At 53.6% G+C, this 23,876-nt stretch carries 22 protein-coding genes and 1 pseudogene; 5 read left to right on the forward strand and 18 right to left on the reverse strand.

Annotation, left to right across the window (positions count from 1 at the left end):
- Positions 1-5: 5 nt before the first annotated feature.
- The 15 genes from V9K95_RS09830 to V9K95_RS09900 form a co-directional block, all read right to left on the reverse strand.
- A complete protein-coding gene (locus tag V9K95_RS09830) occupies positions 6-497 on the reverse strand; it encodes a tripartite tricarboxylate transporter TctB family protein (protein WP_307282372.1) in 492 nt (163 codons plus the stop codon).
- A complete protein-coding gene (locus V9K95_RS09835; RefSeq protein WP_115051426.1) occupies positions 494-1,444 on the reverse strand; it encodes a Bug family tripartite tricarboxylate transporter substrate binding protein in 951 nt (316 codons plus the stop codon). Before V9K95_RS09835 ends, V9K95_RS09830 begins: the two co-directional genes overlap by 4 nt.
- A 206-nt stretch (positions 1,445-1,650) precedes the next feature.
- Positions 1,651-2,349, reverse strand: coding sequence for a tRNA (guanosine(46)-N7)-methyltransferase TrmB (gene trmB, locus V9K95_RS09840; protein ID WP_336440682.1), 699 nt, complete (start codon positions 2,347-2,349; stop codon positions 1,651-1,653).
- A 22-nt stretch (positions 2,350-2,371) separates the two neighbouring features.
- A complete protein-coding gene (gene metK, locus V9K95_RS09845) occupies positions 2,372-3,637 on the reverse strand; it encodes a methionine adenosyltransferase (protein ID WP_115051615.1) in 1,266 nt (421 codons plus the stop codon).
- Positions 3,638-4,149: 512 nt separating this feature from the next.
- Positions 4,150-4,569 (reverse strand): helix-turn-helix domain-containing protein, encoded by a 420-nt coding sequence (locus V9K95_RS09850; protein WP_115051428.1) that lies wholly within the window; start codon positions 4,567-4,569, stop codon positions 4,150-4,152.
- Positions 4,570-4,669: 100 nt separating this feature from the next.
- A complete protein-coding gene (gene lnt, locus V9K95_RS09855) occupies positions 4,670-6,259 on the reverse strand; it encodes an apolipoprotein N-acyltransferase (protein ID WP_336440683.1) in 1,590 nt (529 codons plus the stop codon).
- Positions 6,260-6,281: 22 nt separating this feature from the next.
- Complete coding sequence (locus V9K95_RS09860; RefSeq protein ID WP_115051430.1) at positions 6,282-7,364, reverse strand: hemolysin family protein; 1,083 nt, start codon at positions 7,362-7,364, stop codon at positions 6,282-6,284.
- Between the two features lie 14 nt (positions 7,365-7,378).
- A complete protein-coding gene (ybeY, locus tag V9K95_RS09865) occupies positions 7,379-7,867 on the reverse strand; it encodes an rRNA maturation RNase YbeY (RefSeq protein WP_162802387.1) in 489 nt (162 codons plus the stop codon).
- Positions 7,868-7,876: 9 nt separating this feature from the next.
- Positions 7,877-8,902, reverse strand: a complete 1,026-nt coding sequence (locus V9K95_RS09870; RefSeq protein ID WP_307282363.1) for a PhoH family protein — start codon at positions 8,900-8,902, stop codon at positions 7,877-7,879.
- A 51-nt stretch (positions 8,903-8,953) separates the two neighbouring features.
- Complete coding sequence (gene miaB / locus V9K95_RS09875) at positions 8,954-10,372, reverse strand: tRNA (N6-isopentenyl adenosine(37)-C2)-methylthiotransferase MiaB (RefSeq protein ID WP_336440684.1); 1,419 nt, start codon at positions 10,370-10,372, stop codon at positions 8,954-8,956.
- Positions 10,373-10,382: 10 nt separating this feature from the next.
- On the reverse strand, positions 10,383-11,246 hold the full coding sequence (locus V9K95_RS09880) for a lysophospholipid acyltransferase family protein (protein ID WP_336440741.1): 864 nt from the start codon (positions 11,244-11,246) through the stop codon (positions 10,383-10,385).
- Between the two features lies 1 nt (position 11,247).
- Positions 11,248-11,766, reverse strand: coding sequence for a ribosomal protein S18-alanine N-acetyltransferase (rimI, locus tag V9K95_RS09885; protein WP_115051432.1), 519 nt, complete (start codon positions 11,764-11,766; stop codon positions 11,248-11,250).
- On the reverse strand, positions 11,763-12,449 hold the full coding sequence (gene tsaB / locus V9K95_RS09890; RefSeq protein WP_336440685.1) for a tRNA (adenosine(37)-N6)-threonylcarbamoyltransferase complex dimerization subunit type 1 TsaB: 687 nt from the start codon (positions 12,447-12,449) through the stop codon (positions 11,763-11,765). Before tsaB ends, rimI begins: the two co-directional genes overlap by 4 nt.
- 93 nt (positions 12,450-12,542) lie before the next feature.
- Positions 12,543-14,711, reverse strand: coding sequence for a malate synthase G (locus tag V9K95_RS09895; protein ID WP_336440742.1), 2,169 nt, complete (start codon positions 14,709-14,711; stop codon positions 12,543-12,545).
- Between the two features lie 104 nt (positions 14,712-14,815).
- On the reverse strand, positions 14,816-16,831 hold the full coding sequence (locus V9K95_RS09900; RefSeq protein WP_336440686.1) for a hydantoinase/oxoprolinase family protein: 2,016 nt from the start codon (positions 16,829-16,831) through the stop codon (positions 14,816-14,818).
- Between the two features lie 131 nt (positions 16,832-16,962).
- Here V9K95_RS09900 and V9K95_RS09905 point away from each other — a divergent pair, with 131 nt between their 5' ends.
- Entirely contained in the window at positions 16,963-17,925 is a 963-nt protein-coding gene (locus V9K95_RS09905; protein ID WP_336440687.1) for a cation diffusion facilitator family transporter, read from the forward strand.
- A gap of 37 nt (positions 17,926-17,962) precedes the next feature.
- Here V9K95_RS09905 and V9K95_RS09910 read toward each other — a convergent pair.
- Positions 17,963-19,069: pseudogene (locus V9K95_RS09910) on the reverse strand (DNA recombination protein RmuC); the annotation flags it as partial.
- 241 nt (positions 19,070-19,310) lie between these two features.
- Between V9K95_RS09910 and def the strand changes: the two are divergent.
- Genes def through truA form a run of 4 tightly spaced genes read left to right on the forward strand, consistent with a single transcriptional unit; the run spans position 19,311 to position 22,050 of the window.
- Positions 19,311-19,841 (forward strand): peptide deformylase, encoded by a 531-nt coding sequence (def, locus tag V9K95_RS09915; protein WP_336440689.1) that lies wholly within the window; start codon positions 19,311-19,313, stop codon positions 19,839-19,841.
- A gap of 3 nt (positions 19,842-19,844) precedes the next feature.
- Complete coding sequence (gene fmt, locus V9K95_RS09920; RefSeq protein WP_336440690.1) at positions 19,845-20,780, forward strand: methionyl-tRNA formyltransferase; 936 nt, start codon at positions 19,845-19,847, stop codon at positions 20,778-20,780.
- On the forward strand, positions 20,777-21,271 hold the full coding sequence (locus V9K95_RS09925) for a GNAT family N-acetyltransferase (protein WP_336440691.1): 495 nt from the start codon (positions 20,777-20,779) through the stop codon (positions 21,269-21,271). Before fmt ends, V9K95_RS09925 begins: the two co-directional genes overlap by 4 nt.
- Positions 21,271-22,050 (forward strand): tRNA pseudouridine(38-40) synthase TruA, encoded by a 780-nt coding sequence (gene truA / locus V9K95_RS09930; RefSeq protein ID WP_115051439.1) that lies wholly within the window; start codon positions 21,271-21,273, stop codon positions 22,048-22,050. The genes V9K95_RS09925 and truA overlap by 1 nt, the downstream gene beginning before the upstream one ends.
- Here truA and V9K95_RS09935 read toward each other — a convergent pair.
- Positions 22,008-22,622 carry a hypothetical protein gene (locus V9K95_RS09935; RefSeq protein WP_336440692.1) on the reverse strand — a complete coding sequence of 205 codons (615 nt, stop codon included), beginning with the start codon at positions 22,620-22,622 and terminating at the stop codon, positions 22,008-22,010. The genes truA and V9K95_RS09935 overlap by 43 nt on opposite strands.
- A gap of 7 nt (positions 22,623-22,629) precedes the next feature.
- On the reverse strand, positions 22,630-23,817 hold the full coding sequence (gene dapE / locus V9K95_RS09940) for a succinyl-diaminopimelate desuccinylase (protein ID WP_115051441.1): 1,188 nt from the start codon (positions 23,815-23,817) through the stop codon (positions 22,630-22,632).
- Positions 23,818-23,876: the final 59 nt, after the last annotated feature.

Below are 23,876 nucleotides of genomic sequence, written 5' to 3' on the forward strand. Positions count from 1 at the left end.
TGACCTTAACTCCCAAAAAAGAAGTGTTCTGGCGGCCCTGCCGGCAGAGACAATTGAAGCCCCTTGGCAAAGAGTACCCAGACGACAAAGGAAAGGACGATGCCCGCAGGTATCGTTATCCAAAGCTTCGTTTTGCCGAAGCCTCGCGCTGTGGCGGCAAACAACAGGCCCGTGGCAATTGAAAAGCCGACAACGTTAAGAAGGAGCATTTGAGCGGCGAGTCCACCGACAATCCACAGGACCGGGCCCGGCGCCTGTGCCTCGCGCTCAGGAAATTCTCCACGGAAGGCTTCGAACACAGTCCAGATAGCCAAAATAAATAAAACAATACTGATGGCGTATGGGAAAACAGCGGGGCCAATCCGTGTGACGCTGCCGCCATGAGTGGTGGCCGTGCTGTATCCGATTATGATGGCCAGAACCGCCAGAAAGGCGGCAATGCCCAACGCCGCCCGATCAGGGCGGCGCGTTTTTGAGGTTGATGACTGCTGCGTCATTTTACCAAGCCGATATCTTTCAGGATAGCGGACGTTGCTTCCGTATCCTTGGCCAGCTGTGCCTTGAATGCATCGCCTGCAAGATATGTGTCAGCCCAACCTTTGGCCTTCAACTGCTCCTGCCAGCCCTTGGACTTAACCAATTTTTCGATGTCGGCGCCAATAGCCGCTTCCTGCTCCTTAGTGATGCCGGGAGCCGCGGCCACCATGCGCCAATTCTGGATGGAAACGTCGAGGCCACCTTCCTTGAAGGTTGGCGCATCAATGCCCTCAACCTTGGTCTCACTGGAAATACCGATAATACGGAGAGTACCTGACTTGATCTGCGATTCGAACTCACCGTAACCCGAGATACCAACCGTCACCTGATTACCGAGAATGGCTGCAAGTGCTTCGCCGCCGCCAGAAAAGGCAATGTAGTTTACTTTGGTTGGATCGACACCCGCTGCCTTGGCCAAAAGACCTGCAGTGATATGATCTGTACCGCCAGCCGAACCGCCACCCCAGGATACTGCGCCGGGATCAGCCTTAAGCTTCTCGACCAGATCGGCTATCGACTTGATTGGAGAAGCAGCCGGCACGACCAATGCCTCGTATTCGCCAGTAAGGCGCGCAATTGGCGTTACCTGCTCCAAAGTAACTGGCGATGCATTGGTGAGAATTGCACCAACCATCACGTAACCACCCACGATGAGCTGCGACGGATCGCCTTTGGCGGAGTTTGCAAATTGTGCGAGACCAATCGTACCGCCCGCGCCGGTCACGTTGACGACCTGCACATTGCCCGAGATTTTCTCTTCCTGAAGCACTGTCTGGAGAGTGCGGGCGGTTTGATCCCAACCGCCGCCGGGTGCGGCTGGCGCCATTATTTTATAATCTGCGGCAAAGGCATTTCCGGAAATAGCCATTGCACCGGCAGCTACAAAAGCGAGCAACATCTTACGCATTGTGTGAAGTCCTCCCAAAACGGCCCTCGGCCATCGATTTTTTCAGTTTTTCGAAGATTGGAAAGTTGTCGCCATAGGATTGCGCAGGCATTGTTGCCACGATTAACGCGCATATCTATGGACAGCCTCCCAGCGGTCTCCTCGTCTTTAGAATGATACTAGAAAACTGTCAGGAAGCTGTCACGCGAAATAGCGTGCAAAGAGGCTTAGCGTCGTAGAAATGTCAGATAAGCGCCGACCCTGCCTTCGCGATGAGCTTTCTGCTCATAGCGGGTGCCCGGCCATGCTTCGTAAGGTGTATGCCAATCAGCGGCTGTTTCAGCAAGCCAATCGAACTCACTATGTTCATGACAGTGCTGCAATGTCCAATTTACATAGGTATCTATGTCGGATGCAAAGCGAAAGCGTCCGCCCGATTTCAACACACGAGCAAAGCGACCGAGATTTTTCTGGCTGATAAAACGGCGCTTCCAATGCTTTTTCTTGGGCCAGGGATCAGGATAGAAAAGATCTATTCCATCAAGCGATGCTTCCGGCAGCCAATCGAGCACTTGCGTTGCGTCGTCGTCGTAAAGCCTGATATTGGCGAGCGGATTGTCGTGAAGATCAACAACCAGCTTCGCCATGCTGTTGACGAATGGCTCAACGCCGATAAAGCCCGCTTCCGGATGACGCGCGGCTTCATGCACAAGATGCTCGCCGCCCCCGAAGCCAATCTCCATACGCACCACGTCAACCTCGGCAGCAAAAAGACTGCGGAGGTTGCCGGGTGCTGGGGAAGTAAGATCCAGCTTTAATTCAGGCAGGAGTTCATCCCTGATGGAACGCTGCAAAGGGCGCAGCGCCTTGCCGCTTCTCCTGCCGAAGAATGCTTCTGTTGAACGCTCGCGTCTGGGCTCGGTCATACCATTTATCCACATTGGCCGCTTAGGCGGCCAATGCTGTCTTCAATTGCTTGGCAAGATCTGTCTTTTCCCATGAGAAAGACCCATCGCGGCCGGGTTTCCGTCCGAAATGGCCATAGGCCGAAGTCTTGGCATAGATTGGCTTGTTAAGGTCAAGATGCTTACGAATGCCGGAGGGCGACAGGTCCATAACCTTGCGCAGGGCTTCCTCGACCGCATCTTCCTTTACTTTGCCCGTGCCATGCAGATCAACATAGACCGAAAGCGGCTGGGCAACGCCAATTGCATAGGAAAGCTGGATCGTGCAGCGATCAGCAAAACCCGCGGCTACAACGTTCTTTGCAAGATAACGTGCTGCATATGCCGCAGAACGGTCAACCTTGGTTGTGTCCTTGCCCGAGAAAGCGCCGCCGCCATGAGGAGCAGCACCGCCATAGGTATCGACAATGATTTTGCGGCCAGTGAGGCCAGCATCGCCGTCTGGACCACCAATGACGAACTTGCCCGTAGGATTGATGTACCAGACGCAATCGTCAGCAATCTTCAGATCACCCATGGCTTCGCGAATATAGGGTTCAACGACGCTGCGGACCTTTTTTGAGTCCCAGCTTGCATCCAGATGCTGCGTTGAAAGCACGATTTGGGTTGCTTCTGCCGCCACACCGTCCACATAGCGGACAGTAACCTGGCTCTTGGCATCAGGTCCAAGCTTGCCAGCATCGCCTTCGCCCTTGTGACGGGCTGCTGCCAGCAATTCCAGAATCTTATGGGAATAATAAATTGGAGCAGGCATGAGATCAGGTGTTTCGCGGCATGCGTAGCCGAACATGATGCCCTGGTCGCCAGCGCCTTCTTCACCTTGGCGATCGGCTGCATTATCGACGCCTTGGGCAATATCTGCCGATTGGGGATGCAGCAGAACTTCAATCTTCGCCGTCTTCCAGTTGAAGCCTTCCTGTTCATAACCAATGTCGCGAATGGCGCGACGGGCGGCAGCACGGAATCTGGAAGGATTGATAACCGGATGGCCTTTGGCATCCTTAACGACAGCGCCGTTTTTATCTTTCTTCAGCAATGTATCCGGAACCCGGACTTCGCCAGCTATTACGACCCGGTTCGTTGTCGCCAGAGTTTCGCAGGCAATACGAACAGTCCAGGGATCAACTCCTGTTTTCTTCGCTTCTTTGTAGATCATGTCAACGATTTCATCGGAAATACGGTCACAGACTTTGTCCGGGTGACCTTCCGAAACGGACTCACTGGTAAAAAGATAAGAACTGCGCGTCACGGGGAACCCCTCTTGAAAGCAAACGAACGCCAGCAGGCATATGCCGACTGGCTGCATAGTGTTTGCCAAGCTGCGGCGGTTCCGTCAATTGCTTTCACTTTTAAAAGGATCGCGCCAAGAGGATTTTTTTCCCGTTTCACACCATAAACAGATGAAAAGTTATGGTTGGAGCCTTTCTTGCTTAAGGAGAATCCTTCTACTGAAGGGAATCTTGGGGCAAAATCGAAGGGTTTAGCGAGGTTGATCTCGCCCCATTATGCGTAGGTGCACCGGAAGGATTTGGCCCAATTGCACGCGCCACGGATCGAACTGCATTTGTTACTAATCCAGTCAGCGCGACCGGCGGATTTGAAAGCTGGTTGGTTTGCTTTTGCAAACCAACGCTTGGGGTTTCAGCGCGCGTCCAGCCGCTTTGTCACGCAACTTCGGAGAGACGTCGCCCTCGCCACTTTCGGTGTCCCTTGTCACGCCGTTGGCGGAACAGAATTGCTTTTCTTTAAGCAGAAAAGCCTCTAGACCGCATCATCCTCTTGGCCAAGCGTGCGTACGAGGTCGAGCACTTTACGCCGGATTTTCGCGTCGCCAATTTTTGCAAAGGCGCGCGCCAACTGGATACCCTCTGAACTGTTCAGGAAACCAACGACATAGGTTGTCTCGTTTTCTTCCTCAAAACCACGAGGTTTGTCTGACTGACCGGGCATGTCGTCAAAAAAGAATGTAACCGGCACGTTGAGGATATTGGCTATTGCCTGAAGGCGACTGGCACCCACACGGTTCATGCCTTTTTCATATTTTTGAATCTGCTGAAACGTTATTCCAAGGCTCTCACCGAGCTTTTCCTGGCTCAAGCCTATCATATTGCGTCGCAATCTAATTCTTGCGCCAACATGGATATCAACGGGGTTCGGACTCTTTTTACTATTATCAGACATGAAAATCTCATTCATATGAAATGGAATTGAAAATGAATTTTACCATCAATGTATCAACGTACCAAATATCACTTTATTCGACAGGGCTGTATCGGAAATGTCAACCAACACGCCTTCTACCGCGCAAAAAATACCCCAACGCCACAATTAGAACCATTATTAATACAACCAGAAATTGAACTGTATGAACCCCCTCTCCCCAAGGTAGTTCTACGGGTCCTGGAAGTTGAGCATCAATCAAACCCACCCCATTGAGTGCAAGCGCATCAATGATTCGTCCATAGGGGTCAACGACCCCTGAAAGACCGTTATTGGCGGCCCGCACCATCGGCAGCCCCTGTTCCACTGCGCGCAATTGCGCCTGTCTGAAATGCTGGTAAGGACCAGGAGTATCGCCATACCATGCATCGTTGGTGACGTTGACAATGGCATTGGCGGCTGCGCCTTGGTAGAACATCTCACCCGGAAAGATGGCCTCATAACATATGAGCGGCAGTACTGAGAAACCGCTGATAACCTCAAGCGAGCGGCGCACCGAAGCTGCGCTGAACCCTCCCGGCAGTTCCACCACTTCGCTAATGCCGATCTTTCGGAGAATGCTCTCAAGCGGCACATATTCCCCGAAGGGCACGAGATGAACTTTATCGGCCGCTCCGGTAATTTCTCCCGAGCTGTCGATGGCATAGATGGTGTTGTAGTAGAGAGGTTCCTCCGCCCCGCCAGGCTCTTCCATTCTAATGGCACCAGCCAAAAGAGTCTGCCCCTCAGCCAAATTATCGGCGATAGCTTGCAGTGCTTCCGGGGTTTTCGTCAGAATATAGGGAACTGCTGTTTCCGGCCAAACTATAATCTGCGGCTTAACTTTCCCCTCTGCTGGCTCTTCAGCGGTCATGGCAAGGTACTTGTCAAATATACCGCGCCGCGCCTCTGCGTCCCATTTGAGATCCTGCGAAATGGAGGGTTGCACGATACGAATATGCGGGCCGTCGAGTTTGATATCCGCTGTGGAGAGCCGGAAAACGCCGAAGCCGACATGAGCGATGATCAGGATGAGTGCAACGGCAAGTCCAGCTATCCGGCCTTGCTTGGCATTATAAACCGCAGGCATGGCAAATACGATTACCGCCAGAATATTCATTGCGAGCAAGCCCACAATAACAGACGATTGCATCAGAACCGGTATTGGCATTGCGGCATAGCCGATGGCGTTCCAGGGAAAACCGGTTAGCACAAAGGAACGCAACCATTCGGCGAGGCCGAAACCAAGGCCGAGCGCAAATATGCGCCCGATCCCGTCGCTCCATATGAGACGCGCAATTACTGCTGCAAAAGCATAGAAAAATGCGAGAAATGCAGGAAGGCCAAAAATTGCCAAGGGAATTGCCCAGGCAAAATTTGCAGCATCGACCAGCAAAGCATTGCCGATCCACCACAGCCCGAAAACAAAATAGCCAAAGCCGAACCACCAGCCGACTATTGCGGCGGGAACCAGCCGACGGATCGGGCCGCTTCCGGCATTATCCACTGCGCCATCAAGCAGCCAGACCAAAACAGGAAAAGCAACAAATGCTACGGCAAAAAAGTCGTAGGGCGGCAAGGCAAAGCTCGCCAGAGCGCCCATAAGAAATGCCAGCCCACAACGCCGCCAACCCGACAGAAGCACGATCCTATCGATCAGACCCCGGATCATGCCTTGACCAATTTACACAAGATCATTCGTCATCCGCTGATGGCTCGACAACACCTTGGCGCTGGCTACGCGGCCTGCGTTCTGCGTGACGCAGGGGAACAATTCTAACCTTACGTATGCGGCGTGGATCGGCTTCCAAAACGTGAAACTCATATCCGGGAACAGCCTGAACCATTTCGCCGCGCACGGGAATGCGTCCGAGAATCGAGAAGATCAGGCCACCGACCGTATCAACATCCTCACCATGTTCGCCGACGACGAAGCCTGAACCGATCTTTTCAGACACTTCGTCAAGATCCGCCCGTGCATCCGTAATGAATACACCCTCCGGATCCTCGACGATCATCACTTCATCATCGTCATGTTCGTCTTCAATATCACCGACAACCATTTCCACGATATCTTCCAGCGAAACCAGGCCATCAGTGCCGCCATACTCGTCAATCACGAGCGCTATCTGGATGCGCTGCGCCTGCATGCGCCCCATCAAATCACTGGCAAGCATGGAAGGGGGCACGAACAGGATCGTGCGCATCAAGCTCAAATCTGAAATCGTTTTGGTGAGATCAACATTGGAGAGATCAAATTTTGCCGCAACCGGGGACTTGGGCGCGCGCGCCGTTTTTCGTGGCGTTTTAACCCGGGACGTCTTGGTAATGTGATTAACCACGTCGCGGATATGAACCATGCCCCGCGGGTCATCCAGCGTTTCGGCAAAGACTGGCATACGCGAATGACCGGACTTCTCGAATATTTCCAGGAGATCGCCAAGGCTCGTGCTGATTTCGACCGCTTCAATATCAGCGCGCGGAATCATCACATCTTCGACCCGCAACTCCCGCAGGCGCAAAATGTTATGAAGCATTGCGCGCTCTTCAGGAGAAAAGGCCGTGTCACCATGATGATCCTCGGCAAGCGCAGCATCAAGATCGTCCCTTAAGGACGTTCCGGGGCGCGCGCGCAAGAATGGAAAGATCGTGGAAAGGAGCGAGCGCTTTTCTAAAACAGGCGCTCTGGTGATACTTTGCCCTTCGGCATCACTTTCCTGCCCATTCATGCCTTTGGCTGGCGCGGCAGGATCGTTTTGGTGCGACGTGTCAGACATGGTCCTCAATCAAATTAATCGTCTATGACCGATAGCGCATATGGATCAGGAATTGCAAGCCGCGCAAGAATTTTGCGCTCGAGCTGCTCCATCTCTTCGGCTTCATCATCTGTTTCGTGGTCATATCCGAGGAGATGCAAAACCCCATGAACGATCAGATGCGTGAGGTGATGGTCGAAGGATTTTTCTTCATCTTCCGCTTCCCGCACAACGGTTTCGAGGGCAATAACGATATCGCCGAGCATCGGTCCGGGCGCTTGACCCGGTTTGATCGGAAAGGCCGGAAAGGACAAGACATTGGTAGGCTTGTCCTTGTCGCGCCAATCATTATTAAGTTCCTTGATCGCCGCATCATCGGTGAAAACCAGACTTAGCTCGCTGTCGGGCTGGTTTCCGCTAGCCAGCTCGTCCCAAACTGCAGCAATAGCAATTGATGCAAGGTCCGACAGCGCCGCCTCCCCTGGCCAGCCATCGGTTTCAACCAATATGTCAATGTCGATCAAGATACTCCGTCAAGCTTTAGGCTTGGCGCCTTCCTTATCGTAAGCACGAACAATCGCCGCAACCAGCGGATGACGAACCACATCGACATCCGTAAACTTTACGGTGACGATACCCTGAACATCGTTCAAAATATTGAGCGCTTCCACCAATCCGGACTTCTGGCCTGGCGGTAGATCAATCTGGCTCGGATCGCCAGTAATAATCATACGTCCGTTTTCGCCAAGGCGGGTCAGGAACATCTTCATCTGCATTGCAGTCGTATTTTGCGCCTCATCCAGAATAATTGCAGAATGAGCCAGTGTACGCCCGCGCATGAAGGCGAGCGGTGCGATTTCGATAACGCCTGCGGCGATGGCACGCTCAACCTTATCAGCAGGCATCATGTCGTAAAGCGCGTCATAGAGAGGGCGCAGATAAGGGTCGACCTTCTCTTTCATGTCGCCGGGAAGAAAACCAAGCCGCTCACCAGCTTCGACGGCTGGGCGGGAAAGGATGATGCGGTCCACCAGACCACGCTCCAGCAGCATCGCCGCATGGGCGACCGCCAGATAGGTCTTACCCGTACCCGCTGGCCCTACGCCGAACACCATTTCCGACCGGTCAAGCGCGCGCATATAAGCATCTTGCGTCGGCGTGCGAGCGAAGATCGTCTTCTTGCGGGTCGATATCTGGGCTACAGCCATCTTGCTCTTGTTTTCCATTGTGGGAAGCGTCAATTGATCGTCGGCAGCGATAGCCATTCGCAAAGCACCATCAACATCCGATGCGGATATATCATGGCCTTTTTGCAAATGTTCGTAGAGTTGATCCAGAGCGCGCCGAGCCTGCTCCGTTGCTCCTGGCTCGCCACGAATAGCGAGCTGATTGCCTTTGGAACGGACGTCAACGCCCAGCTTCTTTTCGATACGAGCAAGATTCTCGTCAAACTGGCCGAATAGCGCACTCGCCAGCCGATTGTTATCAAATGTCAGTACGATATGCGCCAGGTCCGAGGCTCCGGAAGGAGCGGGTTTCAGTTTTTCGGTGGCGTTCAAACGGCTCTCCTAAAAAAGTATTCGCCTGTTCATATAGTCGCTACTTGTTCCTCAAACCATCTCCCGGAGACCGATAAGGCTGTTGGTTCCCGTGTCAATGATTCGTACATTGATAATGTCGCCGATTCTGCCGCCGTGTACATCGATAATTACAGGTTGTAACCAAGGAGATCGTCCAACCATCTGTCCAGGCACTCTTCCGGCCTTTTCAATGAGCACATCAAAGCTTTTATTCACAAGGCTGCGTTGGAAGGCATATTGCTGTTCGCTGAGCAAAGCCTGCAAACGCTGCAATCTCTCGTCTTTTACCGCTTCATCAATATGGTCAGGCAGATCGGCACCGGGTGTTCCTGGTCGCGGCGAATATTTGAACGAATAGGCTGCGGCGTAGGTAACGTCCCGAACCAGCTGCAACGTCGCCTCAAAATCCTCGTCCGTTTCTCCGGGGAAGCCAACAATGAAGTCACCTGACAGCGCTATATCGGAGCGGGCGTTTCGTATCCGCTCAATCAGACGCAGATAATCGTCGCCCGTATGCTTGCGATTCATCGCTTTCAAAATACGGTCCGAACCAGCCTGAACCGGCAGATGCAGATAGGGCATCAACATATCGAGATCACGATGCGCATTGATCAAAGCGTCATCCATGTCGCGCGGGTGACTGGTAATGTAGCGTAGTCGCGCAATGCCGGGTATCTCGGCCAGCCGGTAAAGCAATTCGCCCAGCCCCCACTCGCGGCCATCATGCCCCTCGCCATGCCACGCATTGACGTTCTGCCCAAGCAGCGTCAGCTCACGTACACCGGCATCGGCGAGTTTTTCGGCTTCTTTCAGAATCTGGGCAACAGGACGCGAAACTTCAGATCCCCGTGTATAGGGGACCACGCAGAACGTACAGAATTTGTCGCACCCCTCCTGGACAGTGAGAAATGCAGTAACGCCGCGGCTTCTCGTCTGCTCCTTTTTGGGAGCGGGCAAGTGCTCGAATTTGTCTTCAATCGCATATTCAGTCTCGACGACACGCTCGCCTTTTGCCACACGCGCAAGCGCCTGTGGCAGGCGGTGATATGTTTGGGGGCCGACAACCAGATCAACAACGGGCGCACGCCGCGTAATTTCATCGCCTTCGGCTTGCGCCACGCATCCAGCAACGCCGACCGTGAGTTCGCGACCCTCTTTGGCGCGCGCATCTTTCATTTTGCGTAGCCGGCCAAGCGCCGAGTACAGCTTTTCAGACGCCTTCTCACGAATATGACAGGTATTGATCAAGACCAGATCGGCATCATCCGCCGTGTCTGTCGGGCTATAACCCTCAGCTGCGAGACTGTCAGTCATCCGCTGGCTGTCATAGACATTCATCTGGCAGCCATAGGTCTTTACATAGACCTTGCGGGTATTGGCCAGTGATGGCGAATGGGCAAGCGCTCCCAACGTCTCGTCCAGCTGATGTTTAATAATGATATCGTCCATGCAGAGGCTTCTAAAGCTTTTTGGCCTCTTTGAAAATAGCCGGATCGGTGAGATTCGTGGCAGTTGCGATCTCCGGCTCGATATAGTCACGGTCCTGCAGCGACCTTTGCATCATCGCCCGCACTTTCTCTTCCATTAACCGCGCCAAGGCTTTCCGGTCAGACTTGCTGTCAATCACAACTGGCTCGCCAAATCGGACATCAACATCATAGGCGCCCTCCTTGAGCATCCCGATAAGGCTGGGACCAAGCTCCACGTCCCCCGGCCATGCGATTATCGGGCGATGAAACCTGCCCATTGGCAGTCCGTGCACCCGCGTATAAGCGATGGCAACAGGTTGGATCGTGACTGTTTCGACGCTGGTTTCGCGGATTGCTACCTGCGCAGCACCGAACAGCGATGTCTTGAAGGGCAATATACGGTTACCGTCTGATGTCGTGCCTTCCGCAAAAAGCACCATGACATCGCCATCGGCAAGACGCGTTGCTATTTCACTTGCCTGATCATGGGTCTTGCCGCGTTTTTCACGCTCAACGAAGACAGAGCGCTGCAACTTGGCGAAGAGACCGAATAATGGCCAGGTAGCCACCTGAGACTTGGCTATGAAAGAGACTTCCGCGATAGCCGATAAAACGACTATGTCGGCCCATGAGGAATGATTGGCTGCAAGCAGCAATGGCCGATTCTGCGCCATTTTGCCGTGCACATGAATGCGAATTCCAAGCAAATGGCGAACAACCTTATGAAAAAGCACAGGAAGCTTTTTCTGTAATGACCAGCCGGTCTTAACGAAAAGCAGTTGGACCGGCAGCAAGATTATTGTGATGAGTGCAAAGCCGGCCGCTGCCAGAATAAGTCTTAGATATGCGATCATCTTAGCGGCCAGAACCCGTTTCGCGATGTCCCAGGTCACGGCGCATCGTCAAGGCCGCTGAGCGTCCTGAGGGCGTTTCATAATAGCCGGGCCGTTTTCCCACCTGTTTGAATCCGAGTCTGCGATATAGGGCGAGCGCCGGTGCGTTCAGCTCATCCACCTCAAGAAACAGCATGGTCGCACGCGCATTGTACAAATGGCGCAATGCCGCGTCCATCAAGGCATGACCGACGCCCTTGCGCTGAAACTGCGGAGCGACGGCAATGGTTAGTATCTCGGCCTCATCCAGAACAAGCCGTGCAAGAACAAAACCACCGGGCTGCGCCGCACGATTTCCCTCTTCGCGCGCGATAAAACCAAAGACGTTGGCTTCACCAAGCAGCGCGTGAAAATCGTCTTCACTCCACGGCTGCCGGAACGTACCGGCATGAATCGGCACCAGATGAGTTGCGTCCTCCCGCGCAAGCGTTTCGATTACGAAGCTGCGCTGACGCAGATTATCGAAAGGCAGGCCCATCATTCTGCGACCTGCCGCTTCAATACGAAACCCTGTTGCGGCTTAACGTCGAGACCACGCAAATAAAGGGGACTGGGCAAGGCTGTGTCTTGTGATCGTATTCCAAGTTGCGCAAACGCTTCGATCGTACCGGTCGCCATTGCCGACGCCACGTCCAATGGACGTTCCAGCTTTGCATTGATCAGCGCTGAGGCGGAACCGGCAAGAACAAGATTTTGCCCATGGCCGGCCAGTTGTTCCACGATCCCGGGCAAGGTAACAATCATGGGCTCGGAGGCAGGCGTACCATCGCTTGCGAAAAACTGCGCATAAAACTCATCGCGGCGCGCATCGATCACACTGAGAACTGGTCTTCCGGAGAGGGCTTTTCCGGCATCATAAGCCAGAGCCTCAAGCGTGGTAACGCCTATTGCCGGACAGCGCAAAGCCAAAGCCAGACCGCGCGCCGTTGCCACCCCTACCCGCACGCCAGTAAAGGATCCCGGTCCAATACTGGTGACGACCTTGCCAATTTCGTTGATTGCAATCCCAGCATTGGCAACGGCTTGTTCCATGATTGCCATCAACCGCTCGGCATGGCCTTTGCCAATATCTTCACTGATCTGTGCCAGCATCGTGCCGCTTTCAGCATCGAAGATGGCAACAGAACAAAGATTGGCGGCGGTGTCGAGCGCAAGCAATTTCATGTGCTATCGCCTAAACAAGAATCAGTCGGCAAACAAGAGCACACTCGGCACGGGCAGCTATTCATGTTGATCGCCGCCCGGCATCGAAAAGGTTTATTGGCTTGCTTTCAACTCCAGGCGCCTGCGGTGTAGGACAGGTTCTGTATAGCCATTGGGCTGTTCGCGGCCCTTGAGAACGAGATCACATGCGGCCTGAAACGCTACCGACTTGTCAAAATTACCAGCCATTGGCTGATAAAGAGGATCATTGGCATTTTGCTTGTCGACGACGGCTGCCATACGCTTCATCGTCTCCAACACCTGAGCTTCATTGGTGATTCCATGATGCAGCCAGTTGGCAATATGCTGGGCAGAAATACGCAAAGTTGCCCGATCTTCCATCAATCCGACATTGTTGATATCGGGCACCTTGGAACAACCAACCCCTTGATCGACCCAGCGCACCACATAGCCTAAAATGCCTTGCGCATTATTGTCGAGTTCACGCTGAATATCCTCCGGCGTCCAGTTGGGGCGCAATACGACAGGCACAGATAGAATATCACTGAGCTTTGCACGCCCCCGCGATTTCAACGCGCCTTGAACCTCAGCAACATTTATCTTGTGATAATGCGTGGCGTGCAGCGTTGCGGCTGTTGGCGATGGCACCCAAGCCGTATTTGCACCAGCCTTCGGATGACCAATCTTTTGCTCAAGCATTGCCGCCATCAGATCAGGCATCGCCCACATGCCCTTGCCGATCTGGGCATGACCGGAAAGACCACATTCGAGGCCGATATCAACATTCCAGTTCTCATAGGCTCCGATCCACGACGCCTGCTTCATGTCGCCCTTGCGGATCATCGGTCCAGCTTCCATGGAAGTATGAATCTCGTCGCCAGTGCGATCAAGGAAACCGGTGTTGATGAAAACGACCCGTTCTTTTGCAGCACGGATGGATTCCTTCAGGTTGACCGTCGTCCGGCGTTCCTCATCCATGATGCCCATCTTCATCGTATTCGGCTGCATTCCCAAAAGTGCTTCTACGCGCCCAAACAATTCAGCCGCAAAAGCAACCTCTTCTGGGCCATGCATCTTTGGCTTCACCACATACATTGATCCGGCACGGGAGTTCATATGCCGGCCATTTGGACCAATATCGTGAAGTGCCGCCAAGGCCGTGATGGCCGCGTCCATAATGCCCTCAGGCACCTCATTGCCATCCTTGTCGAGGATTGCAGGATTGGTCATCAGATGCCCGACATTACGTACCAGCATGAGGGAGCGTCCCGGTACCGTTAGCGGCTTGCCGTCCTTGCCCGTATATTCCCTATCCGGGTTGAGCTTGCGGGTGACTGTCTTCCCGCCTTTTTCGAAACTGTCTTCAAGATCGCCATTCATCAGACCGAGCCAATTGCGATAGACAATGACCTTATCCTGCGCATCCACTGCCGCGACAGAGTCTTCGCAATCCTGAATCGTTGTTAGGGCAGATTCCAACAGAACATCGGCAATGTGCGCCTTGTCTGTTGTGCCAATTGGATGATCGGCGTTAATCACGACCTCCACATGCAGCCCGTTCTTGATCAAAAGAATTGCCGTCGGGCTTGCCGGATCACCGCGATAGCCCGCGAACTGGCTTTCATTCGCAAGGGAAACAGCCTCATTCCCTGATTTGAGCGCAAGTCTACCGTCTTTAACAGTAAGCGCGGAAATATCCGCCCACTGCGCACCTTGCAATGGCGCACTCTCATCAAGAAAAGACTTGGCCCAGGCAATGACTTTCGCACCGCGTACCGGGTTGAATGCTTTTCCTTTTTCCGCCCCGCCTTCATCCGAAATTGCGTCCGTACCGTAAAGCGCATCATAGAGCGAACCCCAACGCGCATTGGCAGCATTGAGCGCATAGCGTGCATTCATGACGGGAACGACAAGCTGCGGACCCGCTGTCACGGCGATTTCGGGATCTACATTGCTCGTCGAGACAGCAAATTTGTCGCCTTCAGGCAGCAAATAACCAATCTCTCGCAGGAATGCTTCATACTCCTCCGGTGAGTAACCATTGTCACGCCTGCTCTTATAAAAATTATCGAGTTGAAGCTGGAATGCATCGCGTTTTGCCAGCAAAGCGCGATTCTTCGGCGCCAGATCATCAACGATCTGCGCAAAACCTGACCAAAACTGTGCCGCATCGACGCCTGTTCCGGGAATGGCTTCATTCACAACGAAATCGTGAAGCTCTGGAGCCACTTTCAGACCATTCATTTCGATACGTTCGCCCATGATCATGTCCTTATAGATTTGCATTGCATATCCTTGAACACGCCAAGGCCAGTGCAGTCAATTCTCCGATGGTCTGTGTTGAAATCTGTATCGATTGAAATCGATTAGTGCGCGATCCGCGGACGCCCTGACGCTGTAGCGATCAAGACCGCTTCAATGAATTTTCGCTGATCCTCCACTGTTGCCGCGCTGATATTGCGAATAATTGTGATGTGAGGCTCGTCTGTTCCGGCCTCAAGCGCCAGTCGCTGCACCTGATTCTTCAGTGTTGATTCGGCAAATGCGATTGAATCTTCCTCAAGCTGAAAATCCTGAACAGCTTCACCCGCCATTACCCGATAAAGACCTTCAACAGGCTGGCTTATATGCGCTTCGAGTGACACCCGGACTTGTCCGACTACGGCTCCTAAAGCGTTTGCCACATCCGTATCAACGGGAACGATACATTGAACACCAAGCTCGTCGCCCACAGCAGGGTAATAGACGGGTGCTGACGCTCCAAGTCCGATTAGGGGCCGGTCGATATGCAATTTGATACCGGCAATACCGCCCACCCCAGATAATGCTCGCTGAACGAGTGCACTTGCGACGGTTTCCTGCCCCTCAAGCCCGTCCTCCGCAAAGACTGTTTCAAGAACGACCTCGGATGAACGCCTGATAAGAGCATCATAGGTTCGGCGTGAAACTTCTTCTGGCGTATCGCAAAAAGGACGACCCGCCCCATCCTTGCGCCTTGCATAAAGAATAGCACCATACCGCGCTGCTTCGGCATTCCAATTGTTCTGAAGGCCCAAAACATGACAGGCATCCGAGGGCGTGAACCCCGCAAGATGAACCAATCCGCGAGAGACCAGCCGTGTTATTGCAGCCGTCTGCGAAACCGAGGCCAATAGACGATCAAGCGGCTGTGGCTCTGTGGTCATACGCTCGTAAAGCTCGGCCTCTCCCTTGCTCAGGCCAGACGCCATTTGCACCGGCACACCTGTGCGCAAGGCGAAACGTCCATCTAGCCGTCCTGCATTGACCGCTTTAACCTGACGGGCCAGATGCTCAATCACCATGGAACCGTGATTGGCCGCGAGAAGCGCCAGCGGCACAAGCCGTCTTGGTCCAAGCTTGATCCCAGGTGTCATGGCATTGTCGTCCAGCGACACTTCCGAGTCCCCGCCAAGGCCAAAGGTACGCATCGCCACAGCTTCAACCATGGTGCGAAACCCACCAACTGTGGCACCGTTGGGATCAAGCCGGGGGCGGCCATCATCCAGCACGGCAACATCAGTCGTCGTGCCGCCAATATCGGAAATAATCGCATTGTCGAGGCCGGTCATATGACGCGCGCCAACGAGACTTGCTGCTGGCCCCGAAAGAATGGTTTCAATGGGCCGGTGGCGGGCAAATGCGGCAGAGACCAGCGCGCCATCGCCGCGAACGACCATTAAAGGTGCGTGAATCCCGCGCTTGTGCAGAAAACCTTCCGTGGCCGCGACAAGCCGGTCAATCATCGCAATCAGCCGGGCATTAAGTACTGTCGTCAATGCCCGTTTGGGACCGTTCAATTTGGCCGATAATTCATGGCTGCATGTGACTGGCAGCCCTGTCTTATCATGCACAAGATCGCGTACGGCAATCTCATGCTCTGGATTGCGCACGGCAAAATAGGCGCAAATGGCAAAGCCTGTCACTTCAGATTTCAGATGTGGCAATGCCTTTTCAAGGGATGATGCATCGAAAGGTTGAGCACGACCATAGACGTCATGACCACCCGGGATAAATATGACAGGATCGTTGCCAAGAGCATCTTTCAATCCTGCCTTCTCCAGATCAGCATCGGAAAATCCGATCATCACCAATGCGATGCGCCCGCCCTGGCCCTCAACCAACGCGTTGGTGGCCAGTGTCGTCGACATTGACACAAGCCGGATGCCGGCTGGAAGCACAGAAGCTTCGGCAATGATGGCATCGACCGCGCCAGAAATGCCAACACTCAAATCATGGCGTGTCGTAAGCGCTTTTGCCTTGGCAATAACGCCGCGCTCTTCCGACCAGAGTACGGCGTCGGTATAGGTCCCGCCCGTATCCAACCCTAGAAATATTGCTTGCTCTACTGTGGAATCAGTCATGTCGCCCTACACTGTTTGTGGAAGAGTTAGCGCATGAGATACAAAACCACTAGCATCATACCGACCACTTACTGCCGCAAGCCGGAACCTTACAAAACATTTGGCGTTCTCCGAAGGACAGGGGGCAAACCATGGCAACACAATCGGCGAAAGCGCATGCCGGATCCAAAAAAGTTATTTACGCAGCGATACTTGGCAATCTTCTGATTGCCGTCACCAAGTTTGTCGCGGCTTTCTTTACCGGCAGTTCCGCCATGCTTTCGGAAGGTGTCCACTCTCTGGTTGATACCGGAAATGGAGCGCTTCTCCTCTTTGGTCTGCGCCGCGCGGCCAGACCTGCCGACCGTAGTCATCCGCTCGGCCATGGCCGGGAGCTATACTTCTGGAGTTTCATCGTCGCCTTGTTGGTCTTTGCCGTGGGTGCCGGAGTGTCCTTCTATGAAGGCGTGATCCATATTCTTGATCCGGAGCCCGTTGAAAATCCTATCATCAACTATGTTGTTCTTGGCCTTGCCATGTTGTTCGAGGGAACCTCCTGGTACATAGCGTTGAAGGAATTTCGCACTGTTAAAGGCGACCTTGGTTACGTCGAGGCGGTGCGGATTAGCAAAGATCCCAGCGTCTTTACGGTATTGTTCGAAGACACAGCTGCCCTGCTCGGGCTTGTTATTGCTCTTGTTGGCATTTCCGCCGCGCAACTCTTCAATATTCCAGAATTGGACGGTGTCGCCTCTATCGGAATTTCGATCATACTTGGCGGAACCGCGATTTTTCTGGCGCGAGAGAGCAAGGGCTTGCTGATGGGCGAGGCTGCACTCCCAGAGGTGGATCAGCAAATCCTCGACATTGCCAACCAGGACCCGGCAGTTCAACGCGCCAATGGGGTGCTAACAGTCCATATGGGTCCCAAACAGATCGCGGCGAGCCTCAGTGTGGAATTCGAAGATCACATGCGCGCGCCAGAAATCGAAGCCTGTGTTCAACGCATCGAAGCGGCTCTGAAAAAAGCCAATCCTGATATTATCAGCCTCTTCGTCAAGCCGCAGACGACCGGAACCTGGGAGGTTCGGCGCAAAACCATCGAAGCTGGCTAAGATCGGAATTATCCGTCAGGTCAGATACAGTCTGGCCTTACTCCTCGCCATCGACCACCCGCAAGCGCAACTGGCTTGTCGTGGAAGCTGCCGACCGCGTTGTATCGGGCGCTTTTGTTTCGCCCACTGGCGCTTCCGCGAATTCCAGCGCTTCGATCTTCTGGCCGCGCTTGGTCACCTTGCTGGAAGATACCAGAATATCGTCAATATCCTTGTTTGCCTGAATGAAATGGGTTTGCAGACGCCGCACACGATCATCAAGACGGCCAACATCTTCCATCAACCGGATGACTTCGCCCTGTATCAAATGCGCCTGTTCCCGCATGCGTACGTCTTTTAGCACAGCCTGAATGACCTGAATGGATAGCATCAGCAATGAGGGCGATACGATTACTATGCGCGAGCGATGCGCCTTCTGGATCACGCCTTCGAAATTCTCATGAATTTCAGCAAATACCGATTCCGAGGGCACAAACAGAAACGCCGTATCCTGCGTCTCGCCATTGATAAGATATTTTTCTGCAACATCACGAATATGAATCTCGATATCGCGCCGGAACTGTGTAGCGGCGATCTTCTTGCCTTCCGGCGTTTCGGATTCACGTATGGCGTTCCAGGCTTCCAGGGGAAACTTGGCATCAATGACCAGATTTGCTGCACCATTGGGCATGCGAACCACGCAATCAGGTCTGCTTCCATTCGACAGGGTTGCCTGAAACTCATAAGCGCCCTGCGGCAGACCATCGGCGATAATCGCTTCCATCCGCGCCTGACCGAAGGCCCCACGCGTCTGTTTATTGGCAAGAATTGCCTGCAATTGGACGACCTGACCCGCAAGCGTTTGAATATTATTCTGCGCCGTATCGATGACCGCCAGCCGTTCTTGCAGTTTGGCGAGATTTTCGTGCGTGGACTTGGTCTGATCGGTCATGGTCTGGCCAATCCGGGTGGTCATGCCGTCGAGCCGCTCCCGAATGGATTGATTAAGCTCTGCCTGACGAGAACCGAAAAGTTCAGCCATTGTCTGCATGCGACCTTGCATTTCAGATTGGCTTTTAAGAATTTCTCCCATTCGCGCTTCCGCGTCGCGGGCACGATCTTCCGCCTGTATCTCCGCGACAAGCCGCATCCGTGCTGCCCGCATGACAGCAACAATGGCAAAAATCACCACCAAAGCCATGACAAGCGCCACTGTAAACAGTGTTGCGCCTACAGATATTGAGGTCGCGCCGAGCTGAAACAGCGTTTGATCGAGAGAAATTGAAGTTTCCATAACCCTAGAGTAACCGATTCGATTGGTAAATGTGAGATCAAAACATGAACATTTTTATGATTGGGTCTGATGCCGCATTGACGGCTGAAAATCGAGATATTAGGTGAAGGGCATGTCTATCAAACCGCTCGTCATCCTTCCCGATCCGCTGCTTCGTCAAGTTTCCAAACCTGTCGAAAGTTTTGACGTGGATTTGCGCAAATTTTCCGCTGATATGCTGGACACAATGTATGATGCGCCCGGCATTGGTCTGGCGGCCATTCAGGTCGGCACACCGATCCAGATGCTGGTGATTGATCTTGCCAAAGAGGACGAGCCGAAGGCGCCGCAGGTTTACATCAATCCACAGGTGCTTTGGTCCAGCGACGAACGGAATATTTACGAAGAGGGCTGCCTTTCCATCCCTGATTACTATGCGGAAGTCGAGCGGCCCAAACAGGTTCGCGTTTCCTATTTCGATATTGAGGGGAAGCCCCAAGAAGTCGAAGCGGACGGACTTTTGGCAACATGCCTTCAACATGAGATCGATCATTTGAACGGTATTTTGTTCATCGATTACATTTCGCGGTTGAAGCGTGAAATGGTGGTGAAGAAGTTCAAGAAACTCGCCAAGGATCGTCCTCCAAGCCGATTGGCGGTTTAGGCCATGAGTTTACGCATCGTATTCATGGGCACGCCGGATTTTTCCGTGCCTATTCTCAATGCGCTGATCGGGCAGGGCCATGAAATTGTTGCGGTTTATAGCCAGCCACCACGCCCTGCTGGCAGGCGTGGGCTTGAGCTGACCCCTTCGCCTGTTCACCGGAATGCGGAGCAATTCGGCATCGAGGTCCGCACACCCAAGAGCCTGAAAGATCCGGATGAGCAGCAGGCTTTCATCGATCTCAAGGCAGATGTTGCGATTGTTGTCGCCTATGGCCTGATTTTACCGAAAGAAATTCTCGAGGGCACCCGCCTCGGTTGCTATAATGGACATGCCTCATTGCTTCCGCGCTGGCGGGGAGCTGCGCCAATTCAGCGTGCCATTATGGCCGGTGACCTTGAAACCGGCATCATGATCATGAAGATGGATGAAGGTCTCGATACTGGGCCGGTCGCCATGGTCGAGAAAATCAACATTACGGCTGACATGACGGCGGGCGAACTGCATGACCAGCTTAGCATGGCCGGCGCTGATCTGATGGTGCGCGCCATTGCCGCTCTGGAACGCGACAGCCTGACCCTCACGCCGCAATCCGATGAGGGAGTAACCTACGCCTCCAAGATTACCAAGGTCGAAACCCGCATCGACTGGACCCAGCCAGCCATAGACGTTCACAACCGTATTCGTGGCCTGGCGCCGTTTCCCGGTACCTGGTGTGAAATGGAAATTGGCGACGATCTGGAGCGTGTCAAACTTCTGCGCTCAGTGCTCGCCACAGGCGTAGGTGCCCCCGGAACCGTATTGGACGACGATTTGCGCATTGCCTGCGGCGAAGGAGCTGTCCGTCTGCGGACATTGCAGCGTGCAGGCGGCAAAGCCATGGATGGGCAGGAGTTTCAGCGCGGAGCTAAAATCGCGCAAGGCACACGACTGCCATGAGTGATGTCACGGTCCAGACTACAAGCCCTGACGATTATCCTGAAGTTGCCAACCTTGTCGAGCGTGCCTTCGGGGGAACCGGCGAAGTTAAATTGATTTCTCGGTTGAGAGAAAATAACGATGTTCTGCTCGAGCTTGTTGCCCGGAAAAACGGGATTCTGACAGGACACATCCTGTTTTCACGCGTGAAGATTACCGGTAAGAACCACGACGCCGTCGCTTTGGCGCCTTTGGCAGTATTGCCGGAGTTTCAAAAGCAAGGTGTCGGAAGTCTCCTCATTCAGACAGCCCATACGAAGCTCGTCGCTGCAGGAGAGACCTTATCGCTCGTTCTTGGCGATCCCGCATATTACGGCAGATTTGGCTATGAGCATCTGCGCGCTGCAGGTTTTGAGAGCGCTTACCAAGGGAAATATCTGCAAGCTTTAGCTTTTGCCGATGCGCCATCGACCGGCGTCCTGCAGTATGCTCCAGCTTTTGGAGCACTCTAATGCCCCGCTACAAGCTTACTGTCGAGTATGATGGTACGCCATATGCAGGTTGGCAGCGTCAGGAAAACGGCCACACCGTCCAGGCCGCCATCGAACAGGCCATCTTCAAGTTTTGCGGTGAGAGCATATCTCTTGGCGCAGCCGGACGCACAGACTCGGGCGTTCATGCCAGCGCGCAGGTTGCCCATGTCGATCTCGTCAAGGACTGGAGCAGTTCAAAAATTCGCGAAGCGCTCAACGCCCATCTCGTTTTTGCGGGCGAAACTGTCAGTATCATAAATGTAGAACTGGTCAGTTCTCAGTTTGACGCGCGATTTTCAGCAACGGGCCGCCACTATCTCTACCGGATCGTCAATCGCCGCCCCCCTGCCCCGCTGGAGGCTTATCGCGCATGGTGGGTGAAAAAGCCGCTTGATGCAGAAGCCATGCACGCTGCAGCGCAGAGGTTGATCGGAACACATGACTTCACCACATTTCGTGCAACGCAGTGCCAATCAAAAAGCCCTGTTAAAACGCTCGATTTCTTGAGCGTCAGCCGCAAGGGCGAAATTGTCGAGATCAGGGCGTCCGCGCGGTCATTTCTGCACAATCAAATTCGCTCTTTCGCTGGAACGCTGCAGGAAGTTGGCTGTGGGCGATGGGATGCGGATGATGTGAGCGCTGCTCTTGAAGCGCGCGATCGGCAGGCGTGCGGCCCTGTAGCCCCCCCCCACGGTTTATACCTGATCGGCGTAGACTACCCGCTCACCGACGGCATCGCAATTCCCAGAGCATTTTGAAACGTGATCACCATCAATATCGAACCGATGATGAATGCGATGAAAAACGTCGCTGACCAAATATAGGGTTTTTTCAATGCCACATGCACCAGCCTGTAGGTAAAAACGATAATCAGCGCATAAACCATCATGCTCATGCTGCCAATCAGAGTTGGCCAGTCAGGAAAAAGCATTCGTACCAGCGTGGCTGGCACCGTTAGCCACGCACCTATCGCAGATCCCCAATTGGTGGCGACGACATAAGGGCTGAAACGCTTTACGATTCCCAATGGTCGGGCAAGCAATGCCACTATCACCAACGGCAGAACCCAGCTTGCAAGATCGACAAAGGCAGCACTTCCGATTATGGAAAGGCGGCTTCCAGTTCCCGGACGCAAAGCGACAAGGTCATTGGCAAAAACAATCCAGCCCAGAATGAGCGGCGGCAGCGATATTGTTATGGCGTGAAAAGACTGCCAAAAACCGTCTTCCGAAAAATCAAGCTCTTCAAGACCGTCTGCATGACCATTCATCATGCGCCAGGTGCCGCGAAGATAGCGTTGTATTTCGTTCCAGTCGGGTATGTCGTTCATCAACTCGTCACGCAAAAAAATCCGCAATGAACCGCTCGTAAATCTGCGTCAAGGTTTCAAGATCGGCAACCGATACGCGTTCATCGACCATGTGCATGGTCTGGCCAACAAGACCGAATTCAACCACCGGGCAATAGTCCTTGATGAAACGGGCATCTGATGTGCCGCCGGATGTCGAGAGCTGAGGACGCTTTCCCGTCACCTTTTCAACCGACGAGGTCAAAGTTCCGATCAGCTTTTCATTATGCGTCAGGAATACGTGGCTTGGACGATCGCGCCAGACCAGGTCGTAGTTCACCGGCGTCTTCCTGCCCGGACGTAGCTTGCGGCGGCCTGCCGCCTTGTCGAGCCTGTTATGTATCTCGGCCATCAGCGTCTCATCGGTCCAAGTGTCGTTAAACCTGACATTGAAGGTCGCACTGGCTTCGGCAGGGATAACATTGACTGCTGGGTTTCCAACATCAATCGTCGTTACTTCCAGATTGGTCGCCTGGAAATTCTTGGTGCCCTTGTCAAAGGCGGGATAGAGAAGGCTGTCGACGAGCATGGTCAGGCCACGGATCGGATTGTCCGCAAGATGCGGATAGGCAGCATGCCCTTGTATACCGCGCACGATAATCGTGCCCGATAGAGAACCGCGACGGCCAATCTTGATCATATCACCGAGCGTATCCGGATTGGTCGGCTCACCAACGATTGCCGCGTCCCAGCTTTCTCCCTTAGCTTTTGCCCATTCGAGCAATTTACCGGTACCGTTGATGGAAGGCCCTTCCTCATCCCCGGTTATCAGAAATGAGATTGAGCCTTTGAGCTCACCGTTTTTCTCCAGATAGCGGGCAACAGCTGCGGCGAAACAGGCGATGCCGCCCTTCATATCCACAGCCCCGCGCCCATACATCTCGCCATTATGAATGGTCGCAGAGAATGGCGGATAGGTCCATGCCGCTTCATCGCCCACAGGAACCACATCCGTATGTCCCGCGAACATCAAATGCGGTCCGTTTCCGGAACGCCGTGCATAAAGGTTCTCTACATCGGGCGTCCCATCTTCGCTGAAAACGGGTCGTTCGACCGAGAATCCCAACGGTGCCAGAAGGGATTGGACTGTCGTCAATGCTCCGCCTTCCAAAGGCGTCACGGAAGGGCAGGCGATGAGCCGGGCGAGGTTTTGTACTGGATCAGCAGAGGATTTCATGTGTAATGCGATAATGGAAAAGCGCGATCCTGTCACGCTTCACGTGACTGATTTCGTGC

The sequence above is a fragment of the Phyllobacterium sp. CCNWLW183 genome (assembly GCF_037203775.1).
Lineage (GTDB): Bacteria > Pseudomonadota > Alphaproteobacteria > Rhizobiales > Rhizobiaceae > Phyllobacterium > Phyllobacterium ifriqiyense.